Genomic DNA, 12408 nt, shown 5'->3' with positions numbered 1-12408 from the left:
TAATATAAAACTATGGAGAATTACGCCTGAATTAATTCAGGATTTTTAGACTTCTGCAAACTGAATAAAGTGTACGTTTCAGATTTTTGTCAATTAGAGAATCCATCTTTTGCTTTAAGACTCTCTTTGCCTCATCTCTCTCAGAACCAGGTGGTAATGATAAAACTGAGTTTAGTAATTCAGGTAAGGATTCGCGAACCCATCCATCTAACATTGTGTAAATTTTTGGAGGAAGAATATCACATTTGTCTTTGTCAAGATCTAAAACTTCTGTAAAATTTTCGTGTTCCACACGATAAACTAATGCTAAAACAACATTGTCGGGAGTAGGATTTTGAAGAATTTCAAGTGAGCGTTCACCTGTTTTCCCTTGTTCAATCTTATTTTTCAATCCAACAGGATTTACAATAACACCATTAACGCCTACTTTTCTGCCTTCAACACCAGTTACGATTGCAAATACAAAGTCATTAAAATCACCATTTTTCCTTACAGAAAAAATATGAATGCCTTCTTTGAGAGTAGGTTTTCTTCCAAACATAGATAGAATTTGGAGTATAGTGTATTTAATGTATTATTAATCGACAATTCTTAATATCGGAATAGAGCAGCCTGAACATTGGATAAAAAAGAGATTCTTAAAGAATTTTCATCAGATCCTGACAAATACTATAATGTCAAATTATTCCAAGAGCAAGGATTTGTTAGAAAATCCTGTGCAAAGTGTGGAAGATTCTTCTGGACACTAAATGCAGATAGAAATCTTTGTCCAGATGACGGACTTGACACTTATTCATTTATCGGAGAGCCACCAACATCGAAAAGGTTTGATTATACTCAATCTTGGAAACAAGTTGAAGAATTTTTTGTGAAAAACAATCACACATCAGTAAGTAGATATCCTGTAGTTTGTAGATGGCGTGATGATTTGTATTTCACAATAGCATCAATTGTGGACTTTCAAAGAGTGATGGGCTCTAAGGTTGTTTTTGAATTTCCTGCAAATCCACTAGTTGTTCCACAAACTTGTTTGAGATTCAAAGATTTGGAAAATGTTGGAGTTACAGGAAGACACTTTTCAAGTTTCTGTATGATTGGACAACATAGTGTTCCAGATTTAGGAGGATATTGGAAAGACGAATGTGTAGATTTGGATTATAGATTACTTACCGAACAATTTGGAATAAACAAAGATGAAGTTGTTTTTGTAGAAGATGTTTGGGCTGGAGGAGGTTCATTTGGTCCATCCCTTGAATATTTTGTTCGTGGACTTGAGCTTGGAAATGCAGTGTTTACTGAATTCCAAGGTGAATTAGGACAACATACTACTCTAGACCAACGTGTTATTGACATGGGTGCTGGATTGGAAAGATTTGCATGGATTACTATGGGAACTCCTACAGCATATGACTGTTGTTTTGGTCCAATTAATGGGAAATTGTTTGATACAATTGGAATTGATTCAGATTCAGAGATTTTACGCAAATACTTTACTGAAATTGCAAAAGAGATTGATCATTATGATGACTTGAATCAAGTTAGACGCCTTGCAGTAAAAAATGCTGGAATAACAGATGAACAAATGCAAAAGATGATCACGCCTCTAGAAGGAATGTATCTTATTGCAGACCACTTGAGAACTTTGATCTTTGCTATTACAGATGGAGCTTTACCATCAAACGTTGGCGGAGGATATAACTTGAGAATGATGTTACGAAGAATTAACGCAACTATCTCGAAACTAAATTTGAAACTCAATATTGATGACTTGATTGATTTGCATATTGATTATCTAAAGGACACATATCCAGAACTAGATGAGAAACGTGATGACGTGAAGGCAATTTTGAAGCTTGAATCTGCAAGATACGAAGAATCAAAAGTTCACATGAAGAAAAAGGCAGATAAAATTAAAGAAAAAGGAACACCATCAGTAGATGAACTAATCACATATTACGAATCTGACGGCATTACACCAGAATATCTCAAAGAAGTTGATGCAATTGAAGAAATTCCATCATCATTTTATTCGAAATTATCTGATTTACATCAATCAGATAAGAAAAAGACCATTGCAGAGTTACCATTAGAAGGACTTCCAGAAACTGAGACATTATTTTATCAAGATGACCCAATGGAGTTTGAAGCTAAAGTTCTCAAGGTGATTGACGACATGGTAGTTCTTGACAGAACATCATTTTACGCAAGAGGAGGAGGTCAAGAGCCAGACTTTGGAAGCATTGCAGGGTTCAAAGTATTCAATGTCGATAAACATGCAGACATTATTGTTCATCAGTTAGAAGGCGGAGTTCCAAAAGAAGGAGAGACAGTTAATTGTAAAGTAGATGAGATTCGTCGTGCCAATATAACAAAGAATCACACTAGTACTCACATTATCAATACATCATCACGTAAAGTATTAGGTTCATGGATTTGGCAGCATTCAGCTTTTAAAGACGATGATCATGCTAGATTAGACATTACACATCATTCATCCCTTTCTAATAATGAAGTAAAGAAAATTGAAGATGAAGCAAATGATATGATAAAAAAAAATTATCCAGTAAGTATCAATTATTACGATAGAGGAACAGCAGAACAAAAGTACGGATTTAGAATTTATCAGGGAGGTGTTGTTCCAGTAAAGTCTGTAAGGATTGTATCAATTGAAGATAAAGACATTGAAGCCTGTGGTGGAACACATGTTAAGAAAACTGGCGATATTGAATTAATCAAAATTACAAAGACCAAACGTATCCAAGATGGTGTAGTACGTTTAGAATTTGTTTCAGGACCTAATGCCTTTGAATATGAAAAACAACAAGAACAAGAATCAAAACGCAAAGCCGAAGAAGCAAAACAAAGAGAACAATTAGAAAAACAACGTGATGAAAACAAAGCTAAAGCTCGAGAAAAGATTCCAATTCTATTAGAGAAAGTTTTAGCTGAAGAATCAGTTGAAGAAGAGGGAATCAATTCAAAAGGGAAATTATGTTTTACATCTAGCCCTGATTTTGATGATTATTTCCACCAAAACTTTGGAAAGAAGCTAGTTGGCAAGGACCCAACTGCAGCATTTTGCGGTATTTTTGAAGCTGGTCCAACAATTCGAGTTATGGTGTTTTCAGGGGAACAATCAGGCGTAAATGCAGGTGAGATTGCAAAGGAAATAGCCTCAATTTTGGGCGGTTCAGGTGGAGGAGATGCCAAATTTGCTCAAGGTGGGGGAAAAGACACATCTAAAAAAGACGAAGCAATAGTCAAAGCAAAATCTATGATTTTAGGGTAAAGATGGAATGACGTTAAACTGGACTGAGATTGAAACAAAGTGGAGAACCAAGTGGGAAGAAAACAAAGACTTTGAAACAAATCCAAATGATAAACCAAAAAAATTCATTACAGTAGCTTATCCATATCCAAACTCACCTCAACACATTGGACATGGTAGAACTTACACACTAGCTGATGTTCATGCAAGATTTTACAGAATGAAAGGGTATAACGTACTATTCCCAATGGGATTCCACTATACAGGAACTCCAGTACTTGGAATGGCAAAAAGAATTGAAGCTGGAGAAAAAGAAATCCTAGATGGTTTGCGAAATATCTATCATGTTCCAGAAGATGCTATCAAGACATTTGTTGAACCAATAAAGATTGCAGACTATTTCCATGAAGAGATAAAATCTGGAATGATTGAGATGGGTTATTCAATTGATTGGAGACGAGAATTTACTACAATTGTTCCAGGTTATCAAAAATTTATTGAATGGCAAATTACCACACTTAAAGAAAAGGGCAGAATCATCCAGGGCAGTCATCCAGTGGGTTGGTGTCCAGTTGATCAAAACCCTGTATCACAACATGATACAATGGGCGATGTAGAACCAAAGATCGATGATAAGAATTTCTTGATTAAATTCAAGTTAGGTGATTCAATATTTCCAATAACAACATTACGACCTGAAACTATCTTTGGCATAACGAATCTTTGGGTTAATCCAAACACTGTTTACAAAAAAGTTTCAGTTGATGGAGAAGAGTGGATTGTATCTGAAGAGTGTGCAAAAAAGATTTCATTCTTTGAGAAAAAAGTAGAGATTACAGGTGAGATTCAAGGTTCTGAAATTATTGGCAAGACTGCAACGAATCATGATGGACGAGAGATTCCAGTATTGCCTGCTGAATTTGTAGAGCCTAGCATGGGTACAGGATTGGTAATGTCTGTGCCTGCACATGCTCCTAAAGACTATCAAGCACTAATGGATTTGAAGGCAAAAAATCACGATTTGGCCTCAAAATTAGAACCTATTCCAATTATCCTAACAGAAGGTTACGGAACTATTCCAGCAAAAGACATTTGTGAAAAGATGGGGATTTCTGACCAATCAGATGACAAATTAGAAGAAGCAACCAAGGAGCTATATCTCAAAGAATTCACTGATGGAAAGCTTAACGACAAATGTTTACAATTTAACGGAGAAAAGGTACAGTTTGGTAGAGATAAGATTAGAGCTTGGTTGCAAGAAAATAATCATTTAGAAAAGTTCCCAGTTTTGGAGAATGCTCCAGTAAGATGCCGTTGTGGAGCTGAATGTGTTGTTAAAGTATTGAACAATCAATGGTTTTTGAATTATGGTGATGAGGAATGGAAAGAATTAGCTAGAAATTGTTTAGATGTGATGAACATACTTCCCAACAACATCAAAACAGAGTTTGTCGAAGTAATAGATTGGCTACATGAGAGAGCTTGTGCAAGACAACAAGGATTAGGAACTAAACTTCCTTGGGATAATGATTGGATAGTGGAGAGTTTATCTGACTCTGTAATCTATATGGCATACTATACATTATCACGATTTGTGAATGACGGAACCGTAACTCCAGAAAATCTCACAAAAGAATTCTTTGATTATGTTTTGTTAGATAAGGGAGATGTTTCGCTAGCTGCTTCAACATCAAAACTTTCTGAAGATGCAATCAACGCAATGAAAAAAGAATTCACATATTTTTATCCAGTTGATTCTAGACATTCAGGTCGTGATTTGGTTCAAAATCACTTGTCATTTTTTGTTTTGAATCATGTTGCAATATTTGAGAAAAAATTGTGGCCACAAGAAATTGTTGTTAATGGAAGTGTAATGATGGATGGGGCAAAAATGTCTAAAAGTATGGGAAACATCATTCCATTAAGAGCTGCAATTAAAGATCACGGTGCAGACCCAATTAGATTGGCAATTATATCATCAGCAGAGTTACTCCAAGATGCTGATTTTAACATGGAATCAGTTTCAGGCATTCAAAGCAAGCTTGAATCTCTATTAGAGGAGTGCTCTAGGCTCAAAAAATCCCAAATCACAGAATTACAGGCTGAAGACAAGTGGATTTTATCTAAAACTCAGAGTAAAATTGCTGAAATTACAGAAGCCGTTGAAAAAATGAGATTACGTGAAGCGCTCCATGATATCTTGTTTACATTTGAAACAGACCTTAGTTGGTACAACAAGAGAGCTACAGCAAAGAATCGAGATGATGTTTCAGGAATTTTACATAAAATCAATTCAGCCAGAGTCGCAATGTTGTCACCATTTGCACCTCATATTGCTGAAGAGATGTGGGAGAAATTAGGAAATTCGAAACAAGTATCTAAATCAGATTGGCCAAAATATAATGAAAGTGATGTTGATGCATCATCAATTCAATCTGAGGAATTACTAAAGAGTACAATAGAAGATATTGGAAACATTATCAAGGTGACAAAAATCACACCAAAAAAAATTGTACTTTATGTGAATTCTGATGAGTTCAAATCCAAAGTTTATCGTAAAATTCTCAACATCATGGTTGGTGGAGAAAATAACATGGGAGTTGTGATGAAGGAACTCATTGCAGATCCAGAAACAACTGATGCAAAAAAGAATCCAGACTTTGTTCAGAAAACTATCAAGGATTTACACTCTGAATCAGAAAACATTAAGAAAATGAAACTAGAGTCTGAATCTTTTGATGAAAAAGAGTTTTTCAAGTCTGAATTAACCAGTATAGGTAAGAAAGAGTTCAAGGTAGATGTTGAAGTTTATTCAGAATCAGATGAGAATATCTATGATCCTAAAGGGAAAGCTAGACATGCCAGACCTTTCAAGCCAGCAATTTTAATTGAATAAAATTATTTTTCTTTTTCCAGAATTTCTTTAATTTCGTTATTGGATTTTATCCAAGTTTTCAAATATGCATAGAATAAATTTTCCAAGTCATCAACCAAGCCTTCTAGCCTAGGATCACCACGTAAATCAGATAATTGTTCATCCAAGTTTTCAAGAATTACGTTTAACCCCTGATTGGATGTGTTAATTTTCTCAATTGCCTCATCTATACCCATATTCTATTCACGACATTATTGATATTAAATAATATTAATTTTATTTTGTTACACTGCTAGAATTGGTTCTCAAATACAACTTCGTCCAAAGCAAGTTGTCCTCCTCTTTCAGCTGCTGGTTCAGCTGCTTTTCCAACAACAACCATCATAGATATCAAATGATCCTCAGGAAGATTGATGATTTCAGCAAGTTGATCATATTCAAATCCAACCATAGGACAAGAATCTAGTCCCATCTGTCTTGCTGCAAGCATAATTGTCTGTGCAGCAAAACCACATGAACGAATGGCTTCATCACGACGATTTTGAGGACTATCAGCATATTTTCGTGCAAGTGAATTTTTAACTTGTTCTTGTTTTTCAACAGGATGATTTCTCCAGTATCTAGTAGGTTCATCTTTCCAAGCACTCATGTTTCCACATAGAACTACTACCAAAGAACCATCTTTTGGTTGAGCTTGATCTCTAGCTGCTTTTGAGATTTTTTCTTTAACAGATTGATCAATAACTGTAACAAATCTCCAATTTTGTTGATTGTAACTTGTTGGAGAAAGAATTACTAATTCCATCAAAGATTTTACTTGTTCTGCAGTCATTTTGTAAGAACTATCAAATTTCTTAACTGCACGACGAGTTCTGATTGCTTCAAAAGTATCCATAAATCAACACAAAACTATCCCAAATTTAATTTAACAAAAGGTGATTGAGCTTAAGATTGACTCCAAAAGAGTTCAATGACAGCTCGTCACTTAAGATCAGAAACAGAGGGTTATCTGATGACAGTGATTGCCTTAAGGTCTGAAACTATTGTAATCAGACGACAGACTACCTTTTCAAATTGATTCTAGATTTTTGATATTTAACTAACGCTACTTTTTCCTACTAATGGTAACAACAGAATACGGAACACTAGAGAAAATTTCAGATAGTGTATTTATTAGGCCTAGAGGATTCGCAAAATATCTTGAAAATTGCAGTAATGGGAATGGGTGTTGCAGGCTCCTACCTAATGGCAAGACTCAAAGATTCTGAGCATTATGTCACAGGTTACGAATTAAATCCAAAAGAAAGACATGACTCAATCTGTGCTTGGGGCACGATCAAACCAATCCTTACCGAATATTGTAAAAAGACTGGTAGAGATTTCAATGATTTTCTAATTCACGATGGAAAAAATATGCATGTAAAAATGAATAATGATGTTAAATTCGATATAGGTTTACACGGTCTTTGTACATATGACAAGCTTGGTTTGATCAAAGATTTCATTAAAGATTCTAAAGTCATTTACGGAAAACCACCATCATTAGAAGAGCTTGAAAAAGAATATGACATGATTGTAGATTGTACAGGTTTTCACAGAGTATTCTTACCAAAATTAAAAGAAGATTTCTTCTTGCCAACTTATGAATACAAAGTTGAATATGAAAATGGAGTTCCATACGATGATTTCTATATTGAGCCATTCCCGGGAATGTCAGGATACTTTTGGTATTTCCCATTAGGAGAAAAATGGGCCCATATTGGTGCTGGAGATTATAACAAAAACCACATCAAAGCAACAGATGAGTTTTTGAAAAAACATGGTGGCAAAGTAATGAAAACAAAAGGTCGTCCAATTAGATTAGCAACTCCAGATAGATGCAAACCATACTACTCAGGAAAAGTTGTTGGAGTTGGAGAATCTATTGGAACAGTTTATGCGTTATTAGGTGAAGGAATCATTCCATCAATGCAATGTGTTGAGATTTTCTTGAAGAACATGCATGATTTCAAAGCATATGAAAAAGCAGTAGAAGAACATTACAAAGTATATGCCAAAGTATTCAATTTTGTAAGAGCAAAAATCAAAAAAGACTTTAACTTTTTCAAATCACTTCCAGACTTTTTATCTATCTTCAGGTACATGAAGAAAAATGAAGATAGATTTGGAATGGATATTAAAATTGCAGATTTGATGAAAGTGGCAAAAGCCTAACCAATAGTTATTGAGCCAAAACCTTCTCGATTAGTTCTGCTAGATGCCATATTGTAATCAAAAATTATTTTGGAATACTCTTTGAATTCTTCTTTCATAGGATCTAAATTGTCAGCCAAATAGAATCCAGGGCAATCACCTGTAAACTGATAGGTAGCATGAACTCTAGCCTTTCCCTGCTCATTTTCAAGCCATGTTGAGAATGGATATAGGTAACAAACACCAGGCCTATCAGGATGCATGCTACAACCGCCTTTGTCATCTAAGAATCTACAAGAAATATGAGTACCATCATCTGCCTCAGTTTCATCATTTTTTCTTTTTAGATTAATTGTAGTCATTGTTGTCATCTGTCCAGATGGTCCAGGTTCTTGATATGTTACAGTTAGAGTTTCATTTTTTACAAACTCAGATGGTTTTTGATATTTTAGCCCCTTTCCAATTGTGATTAAATCATCAGAGGTTAAGGGTAGACGTCCTTGTCTATCACAGCAGTTATGACAATCAGGCCAATAGCATTTCCACAAAATGAATTTTTTTTCTGTTGTCAAATATGGAACATGAAAAACAACATCTTTTACTTTAATTGCATGATCACTTACATCAGTTACCTTTCCAAGCATAAAATTTCTTAAAATTGGATCAACATCCCAATCTTTTTCTAGTAAATTTAGTGATTCTTCAATTTCGTTTTGAGACAACTATTAAGTTATAACATATTTTGTTGATGTTATTAATGTTGAGCGAAAAAGGGAAATATGCATCTGCAACTGAGAATAGAAGATTTGTTTGGAGTCAAATAATTTGGCCATTAATTTTAGAGTTAAATGATGTAGCTTTTTCTTTAAAGCAATTTCAAAAAAAACGTGATCAAATCTGTGATGAAAAAAATATTTCAATTAATATTCCATCACGAGGACTTGTTTCATTAATGCAAAAAGGCATTATTAGAAAAGAAGGAGATATCTATTCTATTCATTTTAGATTAATTCCTTACATGAGATTAAAAGCAACTTGTGATTATGCAACTGCAATTCATGAAGTTAGACTAAAGTGATCAGCAAATGATTATATTCTTTCATTTGAAAATTTCTTCAAGTAGCCCGATAGTCTAGCGGTCAAGGATTCTGCCCTCTGGATCTTACAAAGTGGATATAGGCGGAGACGGCAGTTCGAATCTGCCTCGGGCTACTGTAAAAATTCTATCTAGAAGCCTGTGCGATACGTTCTAGCTCATTCTTTTTCTTAACAGAAGGAGCAGCAGGATCATTTGATGCAGCAAGGATTAGTTGTTCAGCCATATGTTCCTCAATTGGTTTTGGATTTGAGAAAGTGGCTTCTTTAATTGCATCAGAAATGAATTTGAGTGCTAAATCAACTCGTCTAATTGGTGCAACGTCAACTGAAACGTGATAAACGGTACCACCATAAACAATTCGTGTAGTATCTTCATTAGGAGCAGAAAATTCAACTGCCCTTACCAAAACTTCAACAGGATTCTTACCAGTTTTTAGAGCAATAATATCAAATGCAGTTTTTACTGTATTGAGAACTTTGGTTTTCTTTCCAGTCATTCTTCCAGTGTTTTTTGCATATTTTTTTCCAAAGTGCATTGTTTTATTCATCAAACGTTCAACAATGTTAACATCAGCTTTGTTGAATCGTTTTAGTGCAGAACGACCATATGTGTATGGAAGAATTTGTTTTCTTAATGAAATTGCAGTTTTTAATCCTGGATCTTGAATTTCAATATCAGATAAATCCCATTTTCTAAATAATAACAAATTTTTTGTTTGTGCCATTTCTCTATCTCCTTGGTTTTTCTTTCTTACCTATGACTAGTTCATGTAATGATGTACCATTTACTTTGAATACTTTGAATCTAACACCAGGAATATCTCCCATTGCACCACCTTGAGTAGCACCCATTCCTTGAATATGAACTTCGTCGTGTTCATCAATAAAGTTCATTGCACCATCTCGAGGTAAGAATGCAGTAACAGTTTTACCATTTTTAATTAATTGAACTCTAACACATTTTCTTACAGCAGAGTTTGGTTGTTTTGCTGCAATACCAACTTTTTCTAAAACAATACCTCTTGCTTGTGGAGCACCACCTAAAGGATCTGCTTTCTTGTCTATACCAAGTTCTCTTCTTTTGTAAGTAGAGATTGCCCAGCGTTGTTTCTTTTTCTTAGTTGTTAAAACTCTTCCAGCAAATAATCCAAGTGGTGATTTTCTCAATTCTTACATCTCCAATGTAGCTTTTTCAGGACTGTTAATCAATACACTAGTAATATCAAAATAGCGTTTTGCAAGCATTCTTGCTTTTTCTGCATTTCTACCTTCTCTTCCAACTACAATTCCTTTTTTACGTGGGTCTACCATAACTATTGCCTGTTTTGAACCATCAGTTCGTTTATTTATTTTTACTTCAGAAACTAGTTTTGAATTAAGTAGATTTGACAAAAATTTTGCAGGATCCTCATCATATTCAACTAATTCAACATTTCTTTTCACAATATTTTGAAGTGATTTGATATGAGTTCCACCCTTTCCAATTGCTAATCCCATTTTTCCAGTATTTACAACAAAAATTACTCTATCTTGTTTTTCATCTTCGACACAATCACGTGCAGTTGCACCTGTAACATTTTGGAAAAGAGACATCATACGCATTTGATCAGTTGTTAATTTGATAGATTGTGTCATAAGAATTCCTTTTTAACTCCGAACAAAAAATGTCTCATTTAAACTTTCATTAAATGTACTACATCTAATCATTTTTTTCCTCAACTTCTGTATCTTTAAGAATTGATTTGATGTTTGCATCAGCGATTGATGTAAATGAAATTGTTGAAATTCTAAATTGTAAGCCACATAGTCTGCCTAATGCGACTGATGTTCCTTGGAAGTTTACTAATGGTATTTTTTCTTTTTTTGCATCGGATTCAATTTTCTCAAACATTTCTTTTTCAACAGATTGAGACAATACAATTAGTTTGGAATTTTTTACAGAGTTCAAAACTTGTTTGGTACCCATTGTTAACTTATCCTCTTTTAGGGCATCCTTTAATGACTTCTCAAGTATTTTACTCATATTCCTTATGACGATCGTCTTATCAGGGCTTTATAGGTTTATTGAAAACTTACGCACAAAAAATAACAAATCAGTTTAGAAAACCGAACAAAGAACCCAAAACAATACTCACTTCATCAAAAAAGTTTGAAGATTTTTCCTTTTGTGAAATCGTTTGTTTTTTAATTTCAGATGATTTTGATTCTGTTATTGTATGAACTATTGAAGTAGGTTCAAAATTCTTTGAGATGGGTTGAAGTTCATTATTTAATTCTGATTTAAGAATTTCAAGATTTTTTTGAGCTGTAATATAATTTGGATTTGCATCTAAGATTTCTTCATAAATCAAAACTGCTTCTTTTTCATTACCCAAATATGCAAGAGCATTTGCTTTGTTATTTTTTGCAGGTAAAAATTCTGGATTTACATTTATGGCTTGGTTATAGTATTCAATAGATTCTGAATAATATCCCAATTTTCCTAAAGTGGAGCCCTTGTTAACTAGGACTTCAACATTTTCAGGATCTTTGATCAACGAATCATTAAAAAAATTCAATGAGTTTTCAAAATTACAAAGACGATAAAGTGCAGGTCCCATTCCATCATAGTAGGTTATAGTATCAGTAAATTTACTATCATCACATTCTAAATTTATTTGATTTAGGATTTTACCTAATTCAATATCTTCAACAGAAAGATTGTTTTGTTTTTTATTTTCCAAGTGGTTATTATTCAAAATTTTCTCATCAGAGTTTGTCTGTGGAACATGTTCTGTTTGAGAATTTGTATTTTCTGAAAAAATTTCTGTTACTTCTGATTTTTCAGAACTAGATGTTGAGGATTTCTTGTCAACTATTGGTTGATCAGTAATTGTTGTGTCTGGAATGCTTTCAGTTGTTGTTTCTGGAATGCTTTCAGTTGTTGTTTCTGGAATGCTTTCAGTTGTTGTTTCTGGAATGCTTTCAGTTGTTG

At 34.0% G+C, this 12408-nt stretch carries 13 protein-coding genes and 1 tRNA gene; 5 read left to right on the top strand and 9 right to left on the bottom strand.

The window, feature by feature from the left end; translation table 11 throughout:
* Positions 1-31 precede the first annotated feature (31 nt).
* Complete coding sequence (locus tag Q0941_RS02410) at positions 32-541, bottom strand: hypothetical protein (RefSeq protein WP_299291001.1); 510 nt, start codon at positions 539-541, stop codon at positions 32-34.
* 78 nt (positions 542-619) lie between these two features.
* Between Q0941_RS02410 and alaS the strand changes: the two genes are divergently transcribed.
* Positions 620-3289 carry an alanine--tRNA ligase gene (gene alaS, locus Q0941_RS02405; protein WP_299291000.1) on the top strand — a complete coding sequence of 890 codons (2670 nt, stop codon included), beginning with the start codon at positions 620-622 and terminating at the stop codon, positions 3287-3289.
* Positions 3290-3296: 7 nt separating this feature from the next.
* Entirely contained in the window at positions 3297-6164 is a 2868-nt protein-coding gene (leuS, locus tag Q0941_RS02400; protein ID WP_299290998.1) for a leucine--tRNA ligase, read from the top strand.
* A gap of 2 nt (positions 6165-6166) precedes the next feature.
* On the opposite strand, the gene Q0941_RS02395 is transcribed toward leuS, so the two are convergent.
* Both Q0941_RS02395 and Q0941_RS02390 read right to left on the bottom strand, forming a co-directional pair.
* A complete protein-coding gene (locus Q0941_RS02395; protein ID WP_299290997.1) occupies positions 6167-6379 on the bottom strand; it encodes a hypothetical protein in 213 nt (70 codons plus the stop codon).
* Positions 6380-6435: 56 nt separating this feature from the next.
* A complete protein-coding gene (locus tag Q0941_RS02390) occupies positions 6436-7038 on the bottom strand; it encodes a nitroreductase family protein (RefSeq protein WP_299290995.1) in 603 nt (200 codons plus the stop codon).
* 305 nt (positions 7039-7343) lie between these two features.
* On the opposite strand from Q0941_RS02390, the gene Q0941_RS02385 reads away from it, so the two are divergent.
* Positions 7344-8357 carry an NAD(P)/FAD-dependent oxidoreductase gene (locus Q0941_RS02385; protein WP_299290993.1) on the top strand — a complete coding sequence of 338 codons (1014 nt, stop codon included), beginning with the start codon at positions 7344-7346 and terminating at the stop codon, positions 8355-8357.
* Here the strand turns inward: Q0941_RS02385 and Q0941_RS02380 are convergent.
* Positions 8354-9058 carry a YkgJ family cysteine cluster protein gene (locus tag Q0941_RS02380; RefSeq protein ID WP_299290991.1) on the bottom strand — a complete coding sequence of 235 codons (705 nt, stop codon included), beginning with the start codon at positions 9056-9058 and terminating at the stop codon, positions 8354-8356. The two genes, Q0941_RS02385 and Q0941_RS02380, sit on opposite strands and share 4 nt — an antisense overlap.
* 35 nt (positions 9059-9093) lie before the next feature.
* On the opposite strand from Q0941_RS02380, the gene Q0941_RS02375 reads away from it, so the two are divergent.
* On the top strand, positions 9094-9414 hold the full coding sequence (locus Q0941_RS02375; protein ID WP_299290988.1) for a hypothetical protein: 321 nt from the start codon (positions 9094-9096) through the stop codon (positions 9412-9414).
* Positions 9415-9457: 43 nt separating this feature from the next.
* Positions 9458-9548: transfer RNA gene (locus Q0941_RS02370), tRNA-Gln, on the top strand.
* A gap of 11 nt (positions 9549-9559) precedes the next feature.
* Here the strand turns inward: Q0941_RS02370 and Q0941_RS02365 are convergent.
* The 5 genes from Q0941_RS02365 to Q0941_RS02345 form a co-directional block, all read right to left on the bottom strand.
* Positions 9560-10159, bottom strand: a complete 600-nt coding sequence (locus Q0941_RS02365; protein ID WP_299290986.1) for a 30S ribosomal protein S7 — start codon at positions 10157-10159, stop codon at positions 9560-9562.
* Between the two features lie 4 nt (positions 10160-10163).
* Positions 10164-10601, bottom strand: coding sequence for a 30S ribosomal protein S12 (locus Q0941_RS02360; RefSeq protein WP_299290984.1), 438 nt, complete (start codon positions 10599-10601; stop codon positions 10164-10166).
* Between the two features lie 3 nt (positions 10602-10604).
* Complete coding sequence (locus tag Q0941_RS02355; protein ID WP_299290982.1) at positions 10605-11069, bottom strand: NusA-like transcription termination signal-binding factor; 465 nt, start codon at positions 11067-11069, stop codon at positions 10605-10607.
* 64 nt (positions 11070-11133) lie between these two features.
* On the bottom strand, positions 11134-11457 hold the full coding sequence (locus tag Q0941_RS02350; RefSeq protein ID WP_299290980.1) for a ribosomal L7Ae/L30e/S12e/Gadd45 family protein: 324 nt from the start codon (positions 11455-11457) through the stop codon (positions 11134-11136).
* A 70-nt stretch (positions 11458-11527) separates the two neighbouring features.
* Positions 11528-12408 (bottom strand): tetratricopeptide repeat protein (locus Q0941_RS02345; RefSeq protein WP_299290978.1); only part of this gene is annotated, 881 nt, incomplete at its 5' end.

This window comes from Candidatus Nitrosopumilus sp. (assembly GCF_028278985.1).
Taxonomy (GTDB): Archaea; Thermoproteota; Nitrososphaeria; order Nitrososphaerales; family Nitrosopumilaceae; genus Nitrosopumilus.
This window is presented reverse-complemented; position numbering and strand designations above follow the sequence as displayed.

Bases quoted from the DNA above. Each gene is read 5' to 3' on its own strand.
- Q0941_RS02350 (WP_299290980.1), bottom strand. From the start codon at position 11,457: ATGAGTAAAATACTTGAGAAGTCATTAAAGGATGCCCTAAAAGAGGAT.
- Q0941_RS02365 (WP_299290986.1), bottom strand. From the start codon at position 10,159: ATGGCACAAACAAAAAATTTGTTATTATTTAGAAAATGGGATTTATCT.
- Q0941_RS02395 (WP_299290997.1), bottom strand. From the start codon at position 6,379: ATGGGTATAGATGAGGCAATTGAGAAAATTAACACATCCAATCAGGGG.
- leuS (WP_299290998.1), top strand. From the start codon at position 3,297: ATGACGTTAAACTGGACTGAGATTGAAACAAAGTGGAGAACCAAGTGG.
- Q0941_RS02410 (WP_299291001.1), bottom strand. From the start codon at position 541: ATGTTTGGAAGAAAACCTACTCTCAAAGAAGGCATTCATATTTTTTCT.
- Q0941_RS02390 (WP_299290995.1), bottom strand. From the start codon at position 7,038: ATGGATACTTTTGAAGCAATCAGAACTCGTCGTGCAGTTAAGAAATTT.
- Q0941_RS02375 (WP_299290988.1), top strand. From the start codon at position 9,094: ATGTTGAGCGAAAAAGGGAAATATGCATCTGCAACTGAGAATAGAAGA.
- Q0941_RS02355 (WP_299290982.1), bottom strand. From the start codon at position 11,069: ATGACACAATCTATCAAATTAACAACTGATCAAATGCGTATGATGTCT.